21 protein-coding genes are annotated in these 22,829 nt (G+C 34.7%); 14 read left to right on the top strand and 7 right to left on the bottom strand.

Features of this window, described 5'->3' with window-relative positions:
• Positions 1-8 precede the first annotated feature (8 nt).
• From nadD to C1638_RS13410, 3 genes are all read right to left on the bottom strand, one after another.
• On the bottom strand, positions 9-593 hold the full coding sequence (gene nadD, locus C1638_RS13400; RefSeq protein WP_109621668.1) for a nicotinate (nicotinamide) nucleotide adenylyltransferase: 585 nt from the start codon (positions 591-593) through the stop codon (positions 9-11).
• Between the two features lie 41 nt (positions 594-634).
• Positions 635-2,347 carry a single-stranded-DNA-specific exonuclease RecJ gene (recJ, locus tag C1638_RS13405; protein ID WP_109621669.1) on the bottom strand — a complete coding sequence of 571 codons (1,713 nt, stop codon included), beginning with the start codon at positions 2,345-2,347 and terminating at the stop codon, positions 635-637.
• A gap of 80 nt (positions 2,348-2,427) precedes the next feature.
• On the bottom strand, positions 2,428-3,453 hold the full coding sequence (locus tag C1638_RS13410; RefSeq protein WP_109621671.1) for a hypothetical protein: 1,026 nt from the start codon (positions 3,451-3,453) through the stop codon (positions 2,428-2,430).
• Between the two features lie 92 nt (positions 3,454-3,545).
• On the opposite strand from C1638_RS13410, the gene C1638_RS13415 reads away from it, so the two are divergent.
• Positions 3,546-4,358, top strand: coding sequence for a M48 family metallopeptidase (locus tag C1638_RS13415; RefSeq protein WP_106916781.1), 813 nt, complete (start codon positions 3,546-3,548; stop codon positions 4,356-4,358).
• An 80-nt stretch (positions 4,359-4,438) separates the two neighbouring features.
• Here C1638_RS13415 and C1638_RS13420 read toward each other — a convergent pair whose 3' ends face one another.
• Positions 4,439-6,061: an ABC-F family ATP-binding cassette domain-containing protein gene (locus C1638_RS13420; RefSeq protein WP_109621673.1), complete on the bottom strand. Its 1,623-nt coding sequence runs from the start codon at positions 6,059-6,061 to the stop codon at positions 4,439-4,441.
• A gap of 121 nt (positions 6,062-6,182) precedes the next feature.
• On the opposite strand from C1638_RS13420, the gene smpB reads away from it, so the two are divergent.
• The 5 genes from smpB to C1638_RS13445 all read left to right on the top strand — a co-directional run bounded on the left by smpB (position 6,183) and on the right by C1638_RS13445 (position 10,996).
• Complete coding sequence (gene smpB / locus C1638_RS13425) at positions 6,183-6,641, top strand: SsrA-binding protein SmpB (protein WP_109621792.1); 459 nt, start codon at positions 6,183-6,185, stop codon at positions 6,639-6,641.
• Positions 6,642-6,718: 77 nt separating this feature from the next.
• Positions 6,719-8,221 (top strand): OmpA family protein, encoded by a 1,503-nt coding sequence (locus C1638_RS13430; protein WP_109621675.1) that lies wholly within the window; start codon positions 6,719-6,721, stop codon positions 8,219-8,221.
• A gap of 94 nt (positions 8,222-8,315) precedes the next feature.
• Positions 8,316-9,056: a YebC/PmpR family DNA-binding transcriptional regulator gene (locus C1638_RS13435; protein WP_109621794.1), complete on the top strand. Its 741-nt coding sequence runs from the start codon at positions 8,316-8,318 to the stop codon at positions 9,054-9,056.
• 143 nt (positions 9,057-9,199) lie between these two features.
• On the top strand, positions 9,200-10,024 hold the full coding sequence (locus C1638_RS13440; RefSeq protein ID WP_109621677.1) for a UDP-2,3-diacylglucosamine diphosphatase: 825 nt from the start codon (positions 9,200-9,202) through the stop codon (positions 10,022-10,024).
• Positions 10,025-10,996, top strand: a complete 972-nt coding sequence (locus C1638_RS13445; RefSeq protein WP_109621679.1) for a glycosyltransferase family protein — start codon at positions 10,025-10,027, stop codon at positions 10,994-10,996.
• Here the strand turns inward: C1638_RS13445 and C1638_RS13450 are convergent.
• A complete protein-coding gene (locus tag C1638_RS13450) occupies positions 10,985-11,275 on the bottom strand; it encodes a GNAT family N-acetyltransferase (protein WP_109621680.1) in 291 nt (96 codons plus the stop codon). The genes C1638_RS13445 and C1638_RS13450 overlap by 12 nt on opposite strands.
• A gap of 109 nt (positions 11,276-11,384) precedes the next feature.
• Positions 11,385-12,134: an RDD family protein gene (locus C1638_RS13455; RefSeq protein WP_109621682.1), complete on the bottom strand. Its 750-nt coding sequence runs from the start codon at positions 12,132-12,134 to the stop codon at positions 11,385-11,387.
• Between the two features lie 27 nt (positions 12,135-12,161).
• Between C1638_RS13455 and C1638_RS13460 the strand changes: the two genes are divergently transcribed.
• From C1638_RS13460 to C1638_RS13495, 8 genes are all read left to right on the top strand, one after another.
• A complete protein-coding gene (locus C1638_RS13460) occupies positions 12,162-13,145 on the top strand; it encodes a stage II sporulation protein M (protein WP_109621684.1) in 984 nt (327 codons plus the stop codon).
• Entirely contained in the window at positions 13,129-14,091 is a 963-nt protein-coding gene (locus tag C1638_RS13465) for a DUF4013 domain-containing protein (protein ID WP_109621686.1), read from the top strand. The genes C1638_RS13460 and C1638_RS13465 overlap by 17 nt, the downstream gene beginning before the upstream one ends.
• Positions 14,084-14,875, top strand: a complete 792-nt coding sequence (locus C1638_RS13470; protein WP_109621688.1) for a DUF4129 domain-containing protein — start codon at positions 14,084-14,086, stop codon at positions 14,873-14,875. The genes C1638_RS13465 and C1638_RS13470 overlap by 8 nt, the downstream gene beginning before the upstream one ends.
• An 11-nt stretch (positions 14,876-14,886) precedes the next feature.
• Complete coding sequence (locus C1638_RS13475) at positions 14,887-16,044, top strand: DUF4350 family protein (RefSeq protein WP_109621690.1); 1,158 nt, start codon at positions 14,887-14,889, stop codon at positions 16,042-16,044.
• Between the two features lie 68 nt (positions 16,045-16,112).
• On the top strand, positions 16,113-17,144 hold the full coding sequence (locus C1638_RS13480; RefSeq protein WP_109621796.1) for an AAA family ATPase: 1,032 nt from the start codon (positions 16,113-16,115) through the stop codon (positions 17,142-17,144).
• 44 nt (positions 17,145-17,188) lie between these two features.
• The gene (locus C1638_RS13485) at positions 17,189-18,511 is read left to right on the top strand and encodes a DUF58 domain-containing protein (protein ID WP_109621692.1); all 1,323 of its coding nucleotides are present in this window, start codon (positions 17,189-17,191) and stop codon (positions 18,509-18,511) included.
• A gap of 30 nt (positions 18,512-18,541) precedes the next feature.
• A complete protein-coding gene (locus C1638_RS13490) occupies positions 18,542-19,480 on the top strand; it encodes a proline dehydrogenase family protein (protein WP_109621694.1) in 939 nt (312 codons plus the stop codon).
• A gap of 74 nt (positions 19,481-19,554) precedes the next feature.
• Positions 19,555-19,974, top strand: a complete 420-nt coding sequence (locus C1638_RS13495; RefSeq protein ID WP_109621696.1) for an OsmC family protein — start codon at positions 19,555-19,557, stop codon at positions 19,972-19,974.
• Between the two features lie 70 nt (positions 19,975-20,044).
• Here C1638_RS13495 and C1638_RS13500 read toward each other — a convergent pair whose 3' ends face one another.
• Entirely contained in the window at positions 20,045-22,660 is a 2,616-nt protein-coding gene (locus C1638_RS13500) for an MGH1-like glycoside hydrolase domain-containing protein (RefSeq protein WP_109621698.1), read from the bottom strand.
• Positions 22,661-22,829: the final 169 nt, after the last annotated feature.

Genomic DNA, 22,829 nt, shown 5'->3' on the forward strand with positions numbered 1-22,829 from the left:
TTGTAAAATTACTTATAAAAATTACTTCCATCCAAATATTCAAAAACCTCAGGTGGAAGCATAGGTCTTATATTTTTGCCATCTTTAATCATATTACGGATTTCAGTAGCGGAAAGCTCTATAACAGGAGCTTTTATCAGAGAGATATTCTCATGCTGAAGATATTCAGAGTCTTTCTTCTCTCCATCAAATACTCTTGGATAAACAATAATATGGTGGTTCTTGATAAGTGTATCAGAGTTTTTCCATTTGTGAAGACTTTCCAGATTATCCTCACCCATAATAAGGCTAAAGGAATAATCAGGATGTTTTTCATGAAGATAAGTAAGGGTATCGATTGTATAACTTGGCTGTGGAAGAGAAAACTCAACATTAGAAGCACGCATATTCGGATAATTTTTTACAGCAAGCTGTACCATATCCAGTCTGTTATGGTCTTTCAATAAAGATTTCTTGTCCTTAAACGGATTTTGTGGACTTACTACAAACCACAGCTCATCCATATCAGAATTCTCAAGAATATAATTGGCCAAAATAAGATGCCCAATGTGTATTGGGTTAAAAGATCCGAAGAATAGACCGATTTTTTTCATGTAATGTAGGTAACAGATGATAAATTATGAGCAGTAGTAAACTAGTCTCTAAACTTCACATCCTTTATATTAAGATAATGAGTTACATTGCCTTTCCAGTGGTTCTCTTCCAGAGTAAAAGCAATATCAAAACTTCTATTTTTAAAATCCTCCACAAACTGTCCTAGCTTAAAGCCGACACATTCAATATTTCGTCCCGTAGATTCCTGCTTGATATAAAACTTCATATGGTTGTTGTCTTTTCCCATAGTTTTTACATATCCTGATAATCTTTGATCAGTTAATGTAAAGATAGGCTTCATATTATGAGGTCCAAAAGGAGCAAGTTTCCTATGGAAATTAATAAACTCTCTGTTGATTTCATCAATTTTAATTTCAGAATCAATCGTGATGGATGGCTCCCTTTGGTGTTCCTTGATCTTCTCAGAAACAATTTTTTCAAATTTTTCCTTGAATGCCTCAAACTTATCCTTTTCCATAGAAAGTCCTGCAGCAGCATGATGTCCACCGAATTTAAGAAAATATTCTGAGCACATATCAAGAGCTTCATGAACGTCAAAGTCTGAAACTGATCTTGCAGAAGCCACCATTTCGCCATTATTACCATCCGTAAAGACCAGTGTAGGCTTGTAATAAGTTTCAATAAGTCTTGAAGCTACAATACCAATGACCCCTTTATTCCATTCAGGATGATAAACAATAGTGGAGTGCTTTGTTTCCTGCTGAGATTCCATAATTTGGTTCAAAGCAGAAAGCGTGGAGTTCATATCCAATTCACGCCTTTCATCGTTGAGGTTCATGATGTCATGAACAATTTGGTGGGCGTGCTTCAGATTATCAGAAACCATAAGTTCCACAGCGGCTTTACCATGTGAAATTCTTCCGGCAGCGTTTATTTTAGGAGCAATTTCAAATACAATATTTGAAATTTCAAAATGAGAAAGCTTATCCTCAGGAATCAATAGCCTTAATCCAAGATTTCTTGTTTTTCTAAGAGTTTTCAGTCCCATTTTAGCAAGAACCCTGTTTTCACCAGTCATCGAAACAATATCTGCAGCAATGGATATTGCCAAAAGATCCGTCAGCTCAAATAATTCAGCATCCGGAAGTTTATAAATAGTATTCAATCCCTGACAAAGCTTAAAGCCGACACCACATCCGGAAAGTTCCTTAAATGGATATCTACAATCACTTCTCTTAGGATCAAGCACAGCCGCAGCATTAGGAATCTCGTCACCTGGAAGGTGGTGATCACAAATGATAAAGTCAATATCCAGACTGGAGGCATAATTAATCATATCAAGAGCCTTGATACCACAGTCAAGAGCAATAATTAATGAAAAGCCATTCTCTTTGGCAAAATCAATCCCTTCAGTGGAAATACCATATCCCTCAGAATTTCTGTCCGGAATATAATAATCCAAGTATTTTTTCTCAACAATTTTGCTGAGGTAAAGGTACATTAAGGCAACTGCTGTAGTTCCGTCTACATCATAATCACCATATACCAATATTTTTTCGCCATTTTCAATTGCAGTGGCAATACGCTCTACAGCTTTTTGCATGTCTGCCATTAAAAACGGACTGTGTATATCGTTAAGGTTTGGTTTGAAAAATTCTCTCGCCTTTTGATAATTGTCAATTCCTCTTAGAACGAGAATTTTAGATTCAAAAGTACCAAAACCAAGTGACGAACTTAGTCCGTCCACAATTTCCTCATCGGGTTCGGGCTTATAAATCCATTTTTGACTCATTTCACAAAAATAGGGAAAAAAGTTCTAAAAGCCTCTTTAAAAATCAGCAAATTAGATTTAAAAAAACAGCAGGAATAAGTCTAATAAAACTCGTACTTATTTGTGAAAATGACGGTTGAATCTATTTTTCCATTCTTTTCTAAAATCATCTTTACAGGGATATTATATTCATCCAAATCATATTTTTCAAATGTCTTTTCATTGTTATCCTGAGTAAAGCTATCATCAAAAACCAGTGCTTTTCCAAAGTATTTTCTTTTCTGATCAAATTTATATTCAGTATTAACCGTTTCTATAAGAGTAAGTTTATTCTCAGGATATTCCGTTGTGATTTGCTTTAAATTCTTTTCTTCATCATATTCTTTTGTGATCTTTTTATCATCTTTATAATCAATGAAATAAGAATTGTCATAATAGATTTTACCTTGATCTGAAACAGTCTTTGACATTAACTGATTTGAGTCATTAAATTGATACACAGCATGGAAATCATGATTTGAAGGTTGTTCCTTAGGGAATGCTTTTACTAGTTTTTTATTAAAATCATATTCAAAAACATAAGAACTTTTATCCTTTTTATTATTCAGCTTCAGAATATTTTTATCCTTGTCAAAATCCTCGGTTTTTAGTAAGTCTTCAATGTATTTCCAGGCATTTTCGTTGTCTCCGGTTATTGGAATTCCTGTGCTATTTACAAGGATTATATTTCCTACAGCGTCATAATGATATTCATTTGAACTGGCTCCTGTATTAGAATGTAGCATAAGGGTTTTGACCGGCTGGTTTTTTTCATTGTAAATATTTCTTTCAATAATGGTCAGATATTTTCCGCTCCAGTTTTCACTTACATATTGTCGATAATATTTATAAATCAAATTTCCATTTTTATCATACTCTAAAATATTAAGGTATTCTCCATTGCTTTTCTGTTCAAGTCTTTTTAAATTTTTGGGGTAGGTGGATGATGTGAAGTTGACATTAAAAGGTAGATTATAAGTATTGGAGGTCATCATTACATCTTCATAATCGGGCATGTTGTATTTTATTTTTTCCTGCCCTTCGAATAAAGAAAAGAAGAATAGAGTAAACAGGTAAATGGCTTTCATTTTTTCCTTTAAAATTAAAAAAATAGAGTTTACGCTTTTAAGTTTATTATTGTTGAAAAATGGTTATCTTCGTCGTCCAAATTTAAATGACTATGAAAAAAATTATCGTGTGCCTTTCTCTTTTAGGGGCAATGAATTCAATCAGTGCACAAAAAATTAATCTTGGTAAAGCTGCCGGAATAGTTTCAAATGGTGCTAAAGCCTTAACTTTTACCAACGAGGATGCTGTTAAATTATCCAAAGAATCAGTAGATTGGATGGATAAAAACAATGCAGTAGCGGGGCCAAAAGATCCGTATACTGTAAGACTGAACAAACTGTTTGGAAAACACAAATCTCAAGACGGTCTGAACTTAAACTATAAAGTTTATAAAGTGAAAGATATCAATGCTTTTGCTTGTGCAGATGGAAGTGTGCGTGTATTTTCATCCTTAATGGATATCATGACGGATAATGAGTTGTTAGCTGTAATCGGTCACGAAATTGGCCACGTAAAAAATGAAGATACAAAAGATGCTATGAAATCTGCTTATTTAAAAGCAGCAGCATTAGATGCGGCTTCATCGGCTTCCAACGCAGTAGCTACTCTTAATGATAGCCAGGTGGGTAAGATGGCTAATGCATTTTTAGATGCTTCTCACAGTAAAAAACAAGAGTCTGAAGCGGATACTTATTCATATGACTTCATGAAAGCCAATAAATATGATGTAGTAGGAGCTTATACAGCTTTCAAAAAACTAGCTTTGCTTTCACAAGGAAGTACACAAACAGGTTTTGAAAAAATGTTTAACTCTCACCCTGATAGTGAGAAAAGAGCACAGGCAATCAAGAAAAGAGCAGAAAAAGATGGATTATGGAAAGATCCGGGAACTGTAGCTCTTCCAACAGCAAAACTTACAAAATAATTATTTTATTTATTGTTTAAAAGAAAAACCTCAAAGCAATGCTTTGAGGTTTCTTTATTTGATTCTGTATTCAGATCAGATTAAGAATACATTTTTTCTCTTAATTCTTTTACCTTTTTATCTCCAAGGTATTCGTCATAAGTCATTTCTCTATCGATGATTCCGCTAGGAGTCAATTCGATGATTCTGTTACAGACAGTTGAAAGCATTTCGTGGTCATGAGATGCCAATAAAAGATTTCCTTTGAAGTTAGACAATGAGTTGTTCAAAGTCGTAATACTTTCAAGATCCAAGTGGTTGGTAGGTTCGTCTAATAAAAGAACGTTAGCTTTCTGAAGCATCATTCTACTGAACATACATCTCATTTTTTCACCTCCGGAAAGTACCGTACAAGATTTCAACGCTTCATCACCTGAGAAAAGCATTCTTCCTAAGAATCCTCTTACGAATTCTTCGTGACGCTCTTCATCATTCTTAGTGAATTGTCTCAACCAATCAACCAAGCTTTGATCTTCCTGGAAGAATTTTGTGTTGTCTAAAGGCATGTGAGACTGGTTTGTAGTAACTCCCCAAGCAACATTTCCTTTGTCTGCTTCAACATTCCCAGCTAAAATTTCGAAAAATTCTGTGATAGCTAAAGAGTTTTTAGAAAGTACAGCTACTTTATCTCCTTTTTTAAGGTTTAGATCTATATTAGAAAATAATAGTTCACCGTCTTTTGTTTTTTCAAGACCTTTTACATCCAAGATTTGATCTCCTGCTTCTCTTTCCATTTCGAAAATAATAGCCGGATATCTTCTTGAAGACGGTTTAATATCGTCAATGTTTAATTTGTCGATCATCTTCTTTCTTGCAGTAGCTTGTTTTGCCTTAGCAACGTTAGAGCTAAATCTAGCAATGAAGTCCTGAAGCTCTTTTTTCTTCTCTTCAGCTTTCTTGTTGGCCTGAGCTCTTTGTCTTGTAGCTAGCTGAGAAGCCTGATACCAGAAAGAGTAGTTACCTGTATAAAGGTTAAGTTTAGCATAATCTAAATCTCCGATGTGAGTACAAACTGTATCTAAGAAGTGACGGTCGTGAGATACCACAATTACAGTATTTTCATAATCAGCAAGGAAATCTTCTAACCAAGAAATTGTATCAATGTCAAGGTCGTTGGTAGGTTCATCCAGAATCAATACATCAGGGTTTCCGAAAAGTGCCTGAGCCAAAAGAACTTTTACTTTGTCTTTGTTCTCAAGTTCACTCATCATTTGCCAATGCATGTCATCTTTAACTCCTACATTTGAAAGCATAGTTTGTGCATCCGGTTCAGCAGTCCATCCACCCATTTCATCATAGATTACACCTAGTTCACCTGCTTTAATTCCGTCTTCATCAGAGAAATCTTCTTTTGCGTATAACGCATCCATTTCCTCCTTTATCTCAAATAATTTTTTGTTCCCTCTTAAAACAGCTTCAAGAACAGTATACTGATCAAAAGCAAAGTGATCCTGCTCCAATACAGACATTCTTTTTCCTGGTTCCAAAGATATGTGTCCTGTTGTTGGATCCTGCTTTCCTGTTAATATTTTAAGGAATGTAGACTTTCCTGCACCGTTTGCTCCGATAATCCCGTAGCAGTTTCCTTTGGTAAACATAATATTTACCTCGTCAAAAAGAACTCTTTTCCCGAATTGTAAAGATAAGTTAGATACTGTTAACATATAGTTTTGTAAATTTGGCGCAAAATTACGAAAAGAATTTGGGTATTTTGTAATATTATAATAGTCAAGTTTTTAAATGTATCGTATTTTTTATATATTTCATTAACGAAATTTTAAAATGATGAAGATTGAAAAAACAGTTAGTATATTAAATAAAAGAGCCCGCTTTGAATATGAGATTCTTGAAGAATACGAAGCCGGAATGGTTTTGACGGGTACAGAAATAAAATCTTTGCGCTCCTCCAAAGCATCTATTACAGAATCGTTCTGTCAGTTTATTGATGGGGAATTATACATTATAAATATGATGATTGATGAGTATAAATTAGGAACTTTTTACAACCATAAGACAAAAAGGGAACGGAAATTGCTCTTGCACAAAAAAGAATTACAGAAACTTGAAAAAAAGTTAAAGGATGCAGGGAACACTATCATAGCCTTAAAGTTATATATCACTGATCGAGGTAAAGCAAAAGTGCTGATAGCACTTGGTAGAGGGAAAAAACTTTTCGATAAAAGGGAGGCGATAAAAGATAGAGAAAATAAACGGAACCTGGACAGAATATTAAAGAAAAGTTAAAAATCATCTGAAAAACTTTGTATATAAAGAAAAATTATATTTATTTTGCATTATCAATTATTTAATCATTTAATTCTATGAAAAATCTAAAATTAGGAATTTCAGCATTGGCGCTTACTGTTGCCTCTACTGTCTTTGCCCAGACTACCAACAATCCGTGGTTAATCGGAGTTGGTGCTCATGCGGAAAATCACAAGGCAGCACAGACGGGATTCAGTAACACGTTCTCTGCTAATAATTTAACGAAGAGAATGTTCAATTTGAACAACTTCTCTATTACACCTCCGTTATCTAAGTTAACAGTTGCTAGAAACATTGGTAAAGGTTTAGTTATTGACTGGCAAACTTCTGTTGGTAATGTTGAAAACAAAAGATTCAACATGGGGAAAGAATTTTTCCTAATGACAGGTATTGGTTTCCAGGCGAAAGCTGCAGGTCTTTTATGGAACGAGGAGTCTTGGTTTGATCCTTACTTAAGAGTTGGTGCCAACTATTTAAGACATGATTACACTAGTCTTGCTTTCCCAAGAAATGACTTCAAAGGAGAATCTGTTCCAAACGGAAAAGATGGTAACGAGAATGGTAAAGCAAATCACTTTGCTTTAGCTACAGGTGCTGGTGCTAACTTCTGGGTAACTAAAAACTTCGGACTTGGTATCCAAGGTGACTATGTATCAACTCCAGGTGATAAATCTTCAGTTGCTAACTTCTGGCAAGCTTCTGCATCTATCTTATTTAGATTCGGAAACAGAGATAGAGATAAGGATGGTATCCTAGATAAAGATGACCTTTGTCCAGATACACCAGGTTTACCAGAATTCCAAGGATGTCCTGATACTGACGGAGATGGAGTTCCAGATAAAGACGATCAGTGTCCAGATGTAGCTGGTCCAGTTGAAAACAACGGTTGTCCTTGGCCAGATACAGATGGTGACGGTGTTATCGATAAAGATGATGCTTGTCCTACAGTAGCAGGTCCTGCTGAAAACAATGGTTGTCCTTGGCCAGACACAGACGGTGACGGTATCTTAGATAAAGATGATGCTTGTCCTACTGTTCCAGGTCTTCCAGAATACAACGGATGTCCTAAGCCTAAGACTAAAACTGCTGAAGAAGTTGAAACTACATTCAAGAGTGTATTCTTTGACTTCAACAAAGCTTCAATCAAAGCTGAGTCTAAAGGAGCATTAGATAGAGCTGCTGAAATCATTAAGAAAGATGGAGGTCACTATCTATTAGAAGGTAGAACTGATGCTAAAGGTGCTGCTGCTTACAACTTGAAATTATCTAGAGAAAGAGCTGCTTCTGTAGTTGCTGCTTTAGATGCAAGAGGTGTAGATGCTAACGCTCTTAAATCAGTAGGTGTAGGTGCTACTAAAGCTACTATTCCTGCTAAAGCTACAGATGCTGAAAGACAAGTTGACAGAAAAGTAGTTGTAAAAGCTATCGAAAACGAATCAGAGTGGAGTGCAATCGCTAAGAAAGATTATGCTGATGCTCCAGTTAAGAAAGCTGCTGTTAAAAAAGCAACTAAAAAAGCTCCAGCTAAGAAAAAAGCTGCTGCTAAAAAGAAAAAATAATTAATTTTTCTAAATAATGAATACCTCCAATCTATTGGAGGTATTTTTTTTTTGTGGACTTTTAAGTAATTTTGTTGAAAATTTTAAAAATAAAATGGGAAGAGCATTTGAATATAGAAAAGCTTCTAAAATGGCCAGATGGGATAAAATGGCCAAAACATTCTCTAAAATAGGTAAGGATATTGCATTAGCAGTAAAAGCAGGTGGAGTAGATCCTGAAGCTAATCCGGCATTGAGAAGATGTATCCAGAACGCGAAAGGGGCTAATATGCCTAAGGATAACGTTGAAAGAGCAATTAAAAAAGCCAGCGGCGCTGATGCTGAAAACTATGAAGAAGTTACTTATGAAGGATACGGACAGGGTGGTGTTGCTTTTTTTGTAGAATGTACTACAAATAATACAACAAGAACTGTAGCAAACGTAAGAGCTATTTTTAACAAGTTTGACGGTAACCTTGGAAAGAATGGAGAACTAGCATTTATTTTCGACAGAAAAGGTATTTTCACAATTGATTTGGCTCAAATTAAAATGGATTGGGATGACTTCGAAATGGAAATGATTGATGGTGGTGCAGAAGATGTAGAAAAAGATGAGGAAGAAGTAATGATTACAACTGCTTTTGAAGATTTCGGTTCGTTATCTCATAAGTTAGATGAACTTGGTGTTGAGGCAAAAAGTGCAGAATTACAAAGAATTCCAAACAATACAAAAGAGGTAAACGAAGAACAGTTTAAAGCAAATATGAAAATGCTTGAGCGTTTTGAAGATGACGATGATGTTCAGAACGTTTATCATAACATGGAAATCACAGAAGAGCTGATGAACTCTTTATAAGAAATAATATAGCATTCATATACAGTTAACTTTCAATTAGTTTCTTTGTATAAAACTATGAAATGCCTTAAAGTACTTTTTATATATAATAAGGAGCATTGGGGCGTTTCATTCGGCAAAATAAAAAAGCTGAAAATATACGGATGAAAAGAAACGTTGAATTAGTTGTCATATCGGATGTTCATTTGGGAACTTATGGATGTAAGGCTAAAGAATTACTGAGGTACCTCAATTCTATCCAGCCAAAAACTTTGGTTTTGAATGGCGATATTATCGATATCTGGCAGTTCAAAAAGTCTTACTTCCCTAAACCTCATTTGAAAGTGATCAGAAAGATTCTTTCATTTGCTACCAAGAATACAGACGTTTACTATATTACGGGGAACCACGATGAGATGTTCCGTAAGTTTACCGATTTTGAACTCGGGAAGCTTAAGGTTTGTAATAAAATTTGTCTGACTATTGATCAGAAGAAAACCTGGATCTTTCATGGTGATGTTTTTGATGCTTCAGTTCAACATTCCAAATGGATTGCCAAGCTTGGTGGAAAGGGATATGATCTTTTAATCATCATCAATAATGTTGTGAACTGGTTTTTGGAAAAAATGGGTAAGGAAAAATATTCATTTTCAAAAAAAATTAAAAACAATGTGAAGAAAGCGGTAAAGTATATTGGAGACTTTGAATTAACTGCTTCTGAACTCGCTATAGACAATCATTATGATTATGTTGTTTGTGGACATATTCACCAGCCACAGATTAGGGAGGTTGTTAATAAAAAAGGATCTTGTACTTATCTGAATTCCGGAGATTGGATTGAAAATCTGTCTGCACTGGAATACAATGATAAGGAATGGAAGATCTTTTACTATGATGAACATAAACATTTACTGAAAGATGATGAAACAGAGGAAATTCAGGAGATGGACAATTCTGCACTTTTAAAAATAGTAACTAATTTTACCTAAATGAAGATCTTGTATGCATTTCAAGGTACTGGAAACGGTCATGTAGCCAGAGCACAGGAAATTATTCCAATTCTCAAAAAATATGCTTCGGTAGATACATTGATCAGTGGGCATCAGTCGCAATTAAAGGCTGATTTCGACATTAATTTCCAACATAGAGGTATTTCTCTTCTTTATAACAAAACAGGCGGTTTATCCTATCGCAAAACATTTACTGATAATAAATTTATTGAAGCTGCAAAAACAATAAGGGATCTGGAACTTTCAAAATATGATCTCATTATTAATGATTATGAACCTTTAACCGGTTGGGCTTCTAAATTGAAAAAGCTTCCGATGATAGAACTGAGTCATCAGGCATCAATGAGTTTTTCTGAAACTCCAAAACCTAAAAAGAAAGATTTTCTGGGAGAACTGATTTTGAAATATTATGTTCCCAGCGAAAGAAAAATAGGTTTTCACTTTGAAAATTATCATCCACAGATCAAGAAGCCTGTAATCCGTAAAAAGATCAGGAATCTCAATCCTTATAAACAAGGGTATTATCTTGTTTATCTTCCGAGTTTTGCGGACGAAAATATTATTAAGATTCTAAGGAAAATTCCTGTGGAATGGAAAGTTTTTTCCAAATACAGTAAAGTGCAGGTTAAAGTGAAAAATGTTGAAGTATTTCCTATTGATGAAATGCAGTACCTAAAATATTTTGAAGGCTGCGAGGGTATTTTATGTAATGCAGGTTTTGAGGCTCCAGCTGAAGCCCTTTTTATGAATAAAAAACTGTTTGTAATTCCTATCCATAATCAATATGAACAGGAATGTAATGCTTGTGCGCTAGACAAAATGGGAATTCCCAATTCTAAGGTTTTAAATTTACAGGAGATTATGGAGTGGGTAGCTTCTGATCATCATCTGGAGGTAGATTATCCAAATGACATTGAAGATATCCTACTGAATGAAGTTTTAATTCTTTAAAAAAATATCTTCTACATCACTCATTCTTGTCATAACGGATCTTGCGTAAGAACAATGAGGGTATACTTTCCAGTTGTTTTCTCTTGCAAATCTGATGGCTTCTTCCACTAAGTATTTTCCCATTCCCTTGCCCTCAAACTCAGGGTGGACAAGTACAAACGAAATGATAAACTTGTGATCTTCCGGGAAAATAGTATAGGTTAATCTTCCAACTTCTTTTACTTCGTTATTAAGGGTAAGAAATCCGCCGTTTCCGGATCTGTTGTTTTCAAAATTCATAACTTAAGGCTTTACTGTTAATAAATATACGAAATTGTGAGTAATAAGCGGTGGTTATTTTATTGTCTTATTTAATAAGTAAAATTGACCATTGACAGTTTTATATTCACTAATTATCTTTCCCAGTGTAATAGTTGTAATCTTTAATAATGACATTAATAAACTGTTTCTCTGTCATTTTTGTAGGATCTATTTCCAGTTTCAGAATACTTTTAATTTTATCCGAAAGTTTACGGATAATTTGGCGGTCATCTATTTTTAAAGCCTTGGTATAGTTATCCTTGATTATTCTCATGTCATTATCACTCAAGGCAATAACCTGTGGGAATGAGGGAATATAATTTTCATGAATATTTTCCAAAATGGTATGGGAAATATTGATGTTATTCTTAAGTGAAATGACAGCAGTTCCTGAAGCGATGTCTCCCAAACGTTGGTTATCTTTGGAAATAATCATTGAAATTAGACCTACAACTCCGGCAAAAGATACATCTACCAGTCTGAATACCCAACGGATCATATAATCTCCAAAGCTAGCCTGATAGCCATCAATTTTCACTACTCTTATCTTCATGAGTTTTTTACCCGGAGTCTGTCCTTCCATTAGGCTCTCTAAAACAACGGGATAAATGTAGGTAGGGAATGTAAGAATAATATATACAGCCATAACGGACCATTGATCAAGGCCGTTTAGCAGATATCCCAAATCAAAAACATTGAAGAAAAGATAGAGTACTATAATCACATAGGCAACCCTTATCAGAAGGTCAATAATGAAAGCGAGCATCCTTTCTCCTACACTGGCAATGTTAAAGTTAATATTTACATTTTGTGAGGTATTTATCGCAATTTGAGACATAATTTTTATTATTTTAGCCTTACAATTATGAGAGAAGTTTATTTCATTAAACAAAATAAAGAAAAATGGTTGGGAATAGAACAGGTTATTGATGGGAAAATTAAAAAAAATCCTGATGACCTGTCTTCGTTGTATATTAACCTGATCAATGATCTTTCTTTTGCACAGACTTACTATCCCAAAAGTAATACCACTGTTTATCTGAATCACTTATCCTCCCAGATCTTTCAAAAAATCTATAAAACGAAAAGAGTAGAGGAGAACAGACTGGTTTATTTCTTTAAAACTGAAGTTCCGTTGTTGGTATATCAGTACAGAAGATATTTACTGTATGCTTTTCTGTTTTTTATTCTTTTTACTTCGATAGGAGTACTTTCTGCCATCTATGATAAGGACTTTGTTAATATCATTCTTGGAGAAAGTTATGTAAACGAAACCATTGAAAATATTAAGAATAATAATGCGGTAGGTGTTTACCAGAGTGGAACTACATGGGGAACTACAATAGGAATTATTTTTAATAATATTAAAGTAGGAGCCAAACTATATATGTATGGAGTTGCCGGAGGTGTGGGAACTCTATTCGCTTTGCTCTCCAATAGTGTAATGTTGGGGTCCTTTCAATACTTTTTCTATGATTATGGAGCATTGAAAGACAGCGCAAGAGGAATCTGGCTTCATGGGGTATTTGAGATCTTTGCCATGGTGGTAGAAGCGATGTGCGGATTGATTCTTGGAGCTTCTATTTTATTTCCGAAAACTTTGTCAAGATTTAACTCCTTTAAAAAAGGATTTAAAGATTCTTTCAAAATATTTTTAAGCACCATTCCATTCACGATCTGTGCAGGAATCATTGAGGGGTATGTTACAAGACATGCATTAAAGATGCCCTTGATTTTAAACCTGATGATTATTTTCGGCTCACTGGCCATTGTAATATTTTACTATCTTGTGTATCCGTCTATTGTGAATAAAAAAACTAATAAACACACCAATGATACAATTTTATAAAAAAAGAGATTTTGGAACTTTCATTAGTGACAGCTTCAACTTTTTCAAGGTATATGGAAAGAATTATTTTAAAAATTATCTTTTGATCAATGGATTGCTGTTGATCTTAATGGTTACTGTTTTTATTTTTGGTTATAGAGAACTTTTTTCACAGATTTTCGGATCAAATTTAGATGGGGATTCTTATTATTTTGAACGATATTTCTCTAATAATGCAGGAATGCTGATTGGGGTAGGAATATTAACGTTTTTGCTTTGTATGATTCTGGCAATTGTTAATTACTTATATCCTGTTTTCTATCTGAAAAGAATTGCACAGGGAGCTGAAAAAATAAAAACTGATGAAATATTAGACGATTTTAAGAAAAACTTAGGCAGAATTGCTAAACTATGTCTCGGGATGACTTTTATTGTAATTCCATTGGCATTATTTATTGTAGCTTTTTCCTATATCCTGATATTTATTATTATTGGGTTTTTCCTAATAGTACTTGTTTATCCTACCTTATTTAACGTGATTACATTTCTGATGTATGATTATTTTAATTCAGGGAGAGGTTTTTGGGAAAGCCTGAGTTATTCCATACGATCACAGTTTTCTTATCCTAATGGGAGTGAAAAGTCACCCTATTGGAAGTATTGGGCTGGTGCATTTATTATGTTTATCATGATATCCATTGCCAGTTCTATTTTCACCTACGTTCCTATGATTTTTGTTTATGGATCAGTTCTTACCTCTGCTCCGGATGGAAATTTTGAACAAAATCCTTTTACCGGTACTGTAGGAATTATCTTTTTTGTATTCTATGGAATTTCAATGCTGCTTTCATTCTTGCTTTCGAATCTGTTGTATGTGAATGCCGGATTCATGTATTATGACAGCAGAACAGATCTTCACCAGAAAGTTGAACTTGAAGAAATAGACACGATTGGTATCAATGAATAGGTTTTTAATTTTTATACTGCTTTTCTTTTCACTGGGCCTTGTTAAAGCTCAGGATGATGGCTCTGAAGATGATTATCTGGGTGATTCTCTGTACACAACAGGTCACTACCATAATATGCTTCGTGCAGATTCTGTATTGATGAAACAACCGATTACAGAAAATACAGCGTATCCCAAAGAATTTAAGAAGAATATTCCGTCAAGATATAAAGGAAATGAGTTTGATTATTCAGTATCAAAGCCAAGAGAATCTTTCTGGCAAAAGCTATTGAGAAAAATCGACCGTATTTTACAAGGTATTTTTGGGGAGAAAGTTTTTGCTAAATCTTCCGAGTTTACAATGGCACTTGTTCGTCTTTTTGCCATCCTTTTGGTTGGGTTTCTACTTTATTTTATTATTAAGTATGTTCTTGGTAAAGATGGAAACTTTATTTTCGGTAAAAAGAATAAAAAGCTGAATCTGAATGTGGAGGAACTGCATGAAAACATCCATGAAATTAATTTCCCTGAAAGTATTGCAAATTTTGAACGTGCAGGAGACTATCGTTCAGCAGTTCGTTATCAATTTCTATTCGCTCTCAAAAAATTAAGTGATAAGAAACTAATCAACTGGAATCCTGAGAAAACCAACAAGGATTATGTGGCAGAATTAAAAGCTCCGAATCTTAAAAATGAATTTTCAGATTTATCTTACATCTTTGATTATGTCTGGTATGGAGAATTCAATATTGAAGAACAGAGCTATCAGAAATTTAAAAATCAGTATCAGGCATTTAAACCATAACTCAACTCACCATGAATAAGACTTTCAGAATATATGCTGTAATCTTCATCGTTGTGATGGTTATTTTGGCATTGCTTGAAGTTAATAAAAAAGAAACCACCAACTGGCGTAAAAATTTTGACATCAATGAGAAGTCTCCTTTTGGCCTGTTTGTTTTTAATAATGAAGCCAAGGATCTTTTTAAGAACAATCTGAAAAAGATTGATCAGGCTCCTTATGAATACTACAGTCAGCACAAAAAAAACAACCACAATATTGTTGTTATTGAAAATGATATTGATGGTGAATCCTGGAAGAAAATTCTGGATCAGGTATCAGGAGGCTCAGATGCATTATTGATTGTGAGCCGGATGCCTAAGGAAATTTCAGATAGCATCGGATTTTATGATTCGGAGATTTCTTTTGAAGAGCAGAATGTCTTGAAACTTACCGATACAAAATATCAGAATGATTTTATTAAATTGGATAAATTTCCGTCTGGTAGAGGGTTTTCATTCATTAAACCTAATGTTGAAGTACTCGGGAAAACAGTAGAGGACAAGAATACAGATCAGGCCAACTTTATTAAAGTGAAGTTTGGGAAAGGGAATATATATGTTCACAGCGAACCTCTTTTTCTTACCAATTATTATCTGTTGAAACCTGGAAGTGTAAAGTATGCACAGGATGTATTCTCTTATCTTCAGGACAGGGAGACCCTTTGGTTTGTGGAAGGTAGCACCAAGGCCTCAAGTTTCTTTATGAGATTTATATTGGGAAATCCAGCGTTGAAGTATGCCTGGTGGGTATTTCTGGGTGGATTGATCCTTTTCATCTTCTTTAATGCCAAGAGAAAACAGAGAATTGTCCCCGTCATAGAACCATTGCGAAATACATCATTAGATTTTGTAAAAAGCATTGGAAATCTTTATCTTCAGGAAAGAGATTTTCATGATATGATGGCCAAAAAAGCCCAATATTTCCTGAATAAGGTAAGAATGGATTTTCTTATTGATACCCAGAATTTAGATGATGAATTTGCCAAAAAGCTACAATTAAAGACCGGAAAAACAATGGAAATGATTAATGAAGCAATTCATCTTATCAAAAAAGGACAGGATCCCTATTCCAGTGTGATGAAAGAAGATCTGGTAAGAATGAATAAGCTCCTTGATGAAATATTAAAATAAGAGAATCCTAATAGGATGATTTAATAAAAGATAGAATGAGTTCTATCGAAAAACCAAAGATAAAAATTATGGAAAACTTTGATAACGAAAATATAGAAAATCAAACTTCTATAAACCTTAATAAAAACGAAGATCAGTTTCAGTCCCGTATTGATATGATTGAGCTTCGTGCAAGTCTGGATAAAGTAAAAGCCGAAATAGGCAAGGTGATTGTAGGACAGGAGAGCATGATAGAACATCTGTTAGCAGCATTGCTTTCTAATGGCCATGTACTAATTGAAGGAGTTCCCGGAGTTGCCAAAACAATTACAGCTAAGCTATTGGCAAAGACCATTGACGTAGGTTTCAGCAGAATTCAGTTTACACCGGATTTGATGCCTTCCGATATCCTGGGAACTTCAATATTCAATGTGAAAAACTCTGAATTTGAGTTTAAAAAAGGACCTATTTTCTCCAATTTTATATTGATTGATGAGATCAACAGATCGCCGGCGAAAACACAGGCTGCATTGTTTGAAGTAATGGAAGAAAGACAGATCACGATGGATGGTACCCGTTACATTATGGATGAACCTTTCCTTGTGGTGGCTACACAAAACCCTATAGAGCATGAAGGAACATACAGGCTTCCTGAAGCTCAGCTTGACCGTTTTCTATTCAAAATTAATGTAGGGTATCCTAATCTTGAACAGGAAATTACCATTATTAAGAATCAGCACGAAAGCAAGAAAGAAGATAAAACAGAGGGTGTAAACAAAGTGATTACTGCAGAGCAACTGAAAGGATATCAGCATTTGGTAAAAGAAATCATTGTAGAGGCTCAGTTGATGGAATATATTGCTAAAATCATTATTAATACCAGAGAAAATCAATTCTTATATCTGGGGGCTTCACCAAGAGCATCCTTGGCACTTCTTACGGCTTCCAAAGCTTTTGCAGCATTAAGAGGAAGAGATTTTGTAACTCCGGAAGATATTAAGGAAGCAAGCTATGCTGTGTTAAGACATAGAGTAATCGTTTCTCCGGAAAGAGAAATGGAAGGCCTTACTGCCGATGAAATTATCCGTCAAATTTTAGAAGGAATAGAAATTCCTAGATAGGAGAGTAGATTGTAACCTATAATCTGCTACCCGCCACCTAAACAATGAAAAACTTATACATTAATACACGTTTCTTCTTTACACTCATCGGAGTGGGGGTACTGTATGTTCTTGCATTTTTCTTTCCGGGGTTGATGTGGGTTGCCCATATTGTATTGTTACTCTGTTTTCTTGCCGCCATGGTAGACTATTTGCTGATTTTTAATCAAAAAAATGCTTTGCAGGCACAGAGGATATTACCCGAAAAGTTGTCCAATGGTGATGAAAATTTTGTGAAGATTGACATTAAAAATAATTACAGCTTTAAGATCACTGCTAAAATTATTGATGAAATTCCGTTTCAATTTCAGAAAAGAGATTTCCTGATTGAAAAACAGATTAACCCCGGAGCAAATACTTTCTTTCAATATACTTTAGAACCTAAGGAAAGAGGAGAATATCAATTTGGAAGTCTGAACATTTATGCTTCATCGCCGCTAGGATTTGTTTCAAAAAGATTTAATTTTCAGAAAGATGCGACGCTAGCGTCTTATCCATCCTTTGTTCATCTCAGAAAATATGAGCTGATGGCTTTACAGAGTGAATTTTTATTAGGAGGAATCAAGAAAGTGAGAAAACTGGGACATACCATGGAGTTTGAACAAATCAAGGAATATGTTCCCGGAGATGACATCAGAACAATTAACTGGAAAGCTACATCTAAGGCTAATCGATTAATGGTTAATCAGTTTCAGGATGAAAAATCACAACGTATTTTTATGCTGATTGATAAGGGACGAACAATGAAAATGCCTTTTAATGGATTAAGTTTGCTGGATTATTCCATCAATGCTACCATGGCACTGTCCCATATTATTTTAAGAAAAGGAGACAGAGCTGGGATGATGACATTCTCAAAAAAGGCTGAAAATAAAATTGCAGCCGAGAATAAATCCGGACAGCTGAAAAAAATATCAGAGGCACTTTATAATATTAAAACAGATTTCTTTGAAAGTGATTTCAACCGATTGTATCAGGATGTGAAATACTCCCTCAATCAGAGAAGTCTAATTTTGCTGTTTACCAATTTTGAAACGTTGGACGGATTGAACCGACAATTGAAATATCTTCGTGGAATTGCAAAGAATCACTTGTTGGTAGTCGTGTTTTTCAAGAACTCAGAACTACAGACCATGATTAACAAGAATCCTGAAAATATGCAGGAAATCTATGATGAAATTGTAGCCGAAAAATTTGAATTTGAAAAGAAACTCATCATTCAGGAGCTTCGTAAGTATGGAATCTATACCGTATATACCCTTCCGGAAAATTTGAATATCGATGTTATCAATAAGTATTTGGAGATAAAAGCGAGAGGAATTTTATAAAATATTTTAAATTACAAATCAAAAAATAAAATGGAACTAAAAGAAAAGGCAGGTGCACTTTTGAAAATAGCTGCATTAAATGAAGGGGCAAAAGAATATATTCTTAACAATCCTGAGCTCTTTAAACTCTTACTGAAAGCAGCTAAAAGATATATAGGAGGAGAAAAAATGGAAGAAGCTATTGTTACTGCTAAAAGAATTAATGCTAAAGGACTTCCAACTTCACTAGAGTTTATGGGGGAAAGTACCCGTTCTGTGGAAGAATCAGAATTGGTAACTCAACATTTCACTAATTTGATTAATAAAGTGAAAGAAGAGAATATTAATTCTATCATTTCTTTGGATTTATCTCATATAGGTCTTGCAATTGATAAGGATCTCGCTTATAATAATTTAGTGTTATTAGCAGAATCAGCTTATAAAAAAAATATTGAAATAGTGATTAGCGCAGAGGGAATTGATAGAACTGATAATATTATTAATACCTTTTGTAAAATATCGCCTGATTTTCCCAATGTAGGAATTACCCTTCAGGCTTATTTAAACCGTACTCCAAAAGACCTTGAACGAATATTGAATGAAACACAAGGGAAAATAAGAATTGTAAAAGGGGCTTTTGCCGTTCCTTCAGGACATGCTGTAGAGAGAGGAAAACATTTAGACGATCTATACATTAAATATATTGAAACACTTTTCCTTAAAAACAGAAGGTGTTCTATTGCTACCCATCATAATATAGTTCAAAATAGAGTTAAAGAGCTCATTGAACAATATGATATTCCAAAATCTAAGTATGAATTTGAAATGCTACTGGGAATACAGGAAGATCTGTTGAATGAAACGTATAAAGAAGGTTACCCATGCAGACAGTATATAGTGTATGGTGATGAATGGTATTTGTACATGTGTAACCGAATTGCAGAAAATCCAGATAATCTTTTTCAGGCTATGGTTGATATCATGTCTTAGCCCAAGGTTTAATCCACAAAGTTTTTTATATTTGAATAAGAATATAAAAAAATCCTGAAATATAAATCCGTACAATGAAAATTACACTTAACAGAATAAACGACGACTTTTTATTTGAATGTACAAACGCTCAAGGAAATTCTATTCTTTTAGATAATACTTCCCAGCCGGGAGCTAAAGGAGTTTCTCCAATGGAGAGTGTACTAATGGCAGTAGCAGGATGCAGCGGAATAGATGTAGTTTCTATTTTAAAGAAGCAACGTCAGGAAATTAAAAGTTTTCAGGCAGAAGTAGAAGGAGAAAGAGTTCAGGTAGATGATGCCAAGCCTTTTAAGTCAATCAACGTGAAATTTCTTTTAGAAGGAAAAATTGATCCTAAAAAAGCTCAAAAGGCAGCAGAACTATCTTTTGAAAAATACTGTTCTGTATCAAAAACTTTAGAGCCTAATGTCGAAATAGGATACGAAGTCTTCGTTAACGGAGAAAAAATTTAATCTCTGACATAAAAATAGAAAAAGCCGGATAATTTATCCGGCTTTTTTATTACCCATTATTCATTGTTTATTAAAAGGTAAGTCTGGGTTTTATCAACTTTGCTACGGTGGCAGTCCATCCTGTTTGGTGGGAAGCTCCAACACCACGTCCGTTATCTCCATGGAAATATTCGAAGAATGTAATATAATCCTTAAAATGTTCATCATAATTGAACTTTGGATTTCCTCCATTAAAAGCACGTTGCCCATGTTCATCTTTTAAGAAGATAGAACAAAGTCTTTTACTGATGTTTTGGGCCACTTCATCAAGATTTTTCTTTTCACCACTTCCGGTTGGAAGTTCCACTTTCAGACTATTTCCATAATAATAATGGAAGCGTTGTAAACTTTCTACAATCAGAAAATTAATAGGAAACCAGATCGGTCCGCGCCAGTTGCTGTTTCCTCCAAACATTCTGCTGTCGCTTTCTGCAGGGGTATAGTAAACCATATTTTCATTCCCATGTACAGAAAATACAAACGGATTTTCCTCATATACCTTAGACATGGCACGGATTCCGTAGGAACTTAAAAATTCCTTTTCATCAAGCATTCTGGTTAAAACCTTTGTTAGTCTATTTTTACGAAGAATACTCATCAGGTGTTTTCTTCCCTGTCCTTCCTCATCCCAGTGGGAGACAAGTTTGGTGAGTTCAGGTTTGTTTTTCAAGATCCATTCCATTCTGGTTTTGAAATTGGGCATCTTTTCAAGCAATCGGTGGTCAACAATTTCTACTGCAAACAATGGAATTAATCCCACAATGCTTCTCAATCTTAAAGAAACACTATTTCCGTTTCCAAGCTGAAGAACATCATAGAAGAAACCATCTTCCTCATTCCATAGCCCTTTTGTTCCTTCACCCAGATTTTCCATTGCCTCAGCGATATAAAGATAGTGCTCAAAGAATTTGATGGCCATGTCTTCATACACCTGATAATACTGGGCCAGTTCCATGGCAATTCGCATCATGTTCAGTGCATACATGGCCATCCAGCTCGTTCCATCTGCTTGTTCAAGATGCTGACCATCCTGTAAAACCATATTTCTATCAAAAGCTCCAATATTATCCAGCCCAAGGAAACCACCACCGAAAATATTATTTCCGTTTTTATCTTTTCTGTTCACCCACCATGTAAAGTTCAGAAGAAGTTTTTGAAATACTTTCTCCAAAAACAACAAATCGGGTTTGCCGTTATTTTTCTCATCAATCTTAAAAACCCTGAAGCAGGACCATGCATGTACAGGAGGATTCACATCACTCATATTCCATTCATAGGCAGGAAGCTGTCCGTTGGGGTGCATATACCATTCCTTGGTAAGAAGTAAAAGTTGTCCTTTCGCAAATTCCGCATCAATGATGGAGAAAGGAACGCAATGGAATGCCAGATCCCATGTTGCATACCAAGGATATTCCCACTTATCGGGCATGGAAATAATATCTTTATTGTGAAGATGGTTCCATTCCGTATTTCTTACATACTCATTAAAATTTCTGGGAGCTTCAAAATTAGGATCACCTTTCAGCCACTTCCCGATATTGTAGTGATAAAACTGTTTATTCCAAAGAAGTCCTGCAAAAGCCTGTCTCTGAACATTCTTTTCATCCTCATTGGTTGTGTCATTTTGAACTTCGCTATAAAACTCCTCAGCTTCAGCTATTCTCGAACTGAAGATTTCATCAAAATTTTCAAAAGGTTCATCACTTTCATTAGGACATAATCTGAATTCAAAAACCTTGGATTGCCCACCTCCAATAAATTCATCAATCAGAAAAGAAGCTTTGCTCCCTCTTTTTTCAGGATTTACTGTATTACTTTGATGAATAATAAAATCATTGATCCCATCTTTAAAGTAAGAGTTTTCTGCTTGGGGCGTTCCATATAACTTTGGAGTATTGGTTTCATTCTCACAAAATACACTTTGAGCATTTGAGTTTCTTGAATACAACTTCTTGATAGAAATACTATCATGGCTAATATCAATACTTCCGTCATGAGAAGCATTCATGTGTGCCTTATAAGTATTGTAACCCCATTTCCAGTTATTTCTGAACCATGCAGTGGGTACCACTACAATGGGAGCATCATGCTGGCTTCGGTTGAAAATAGTAACTCTGGCAAGAATATCATTGTGATCGGCCTTGCAGTATTCAATGAAGATGTCAAAATAATCATCATGATCAAAGATTCCTGTATCGAAGATCTCATATTCCGGTTCCTGTTTACTGCGTCTGCCATTTTCGGCAACAAGATCATCATAGGGAAATTCATTAATAGGATATTTGTAAACCATCTTCATATAGCTATGAGTAGGGGTATTATCCAGATAATAGAAAATTTCTTTGATATCTTCACCGTGATTTCCCTGTGGATTGCTCAATCCAAAGAAGCGCTCCTTTACGATTTTATCTCTTTTATTCCAGAATGAAAAAGCAAAACAAAATAATTGTTTTACATCGGAAATTCCGGCAATGCCTTCCTCTCCCCAACGGTATGTATAGCTTTCAGCATTATCATGATTGGTATAGTTCCATGCATTTCCATTAGTACTATAGTCTTCACGCACATTTCCCCATTGCCGGTTGCTTACATAAGGTCCCCAGTTTTTCCATTTGGTATCTTGTAATCTTTCTTTTTCGGCGATCATATATCATCATTTTCCATACGAAGTTAGTTTTTTTGCAAAATAATTCCAATTCTTTCCATCTGAATAATTATTAATATGGTATTGAAAGACTTGTGTTTAAGGGGTTTTTTAAATATTAAATTAATTTTTTTTTGATTTTAAAAGAAAAGAACTACCTTTGCATCATTCG

This window comes from Chryseobacterium oncorhynchi, assembly GCF_002899895.1.
Lineage (GTDB): Bacteria > Bacteroidota > Bacteroidia > Flavobacteriales > Weeksellaceae > Chryseobacterium > Chryseobacterium oncorhynchi.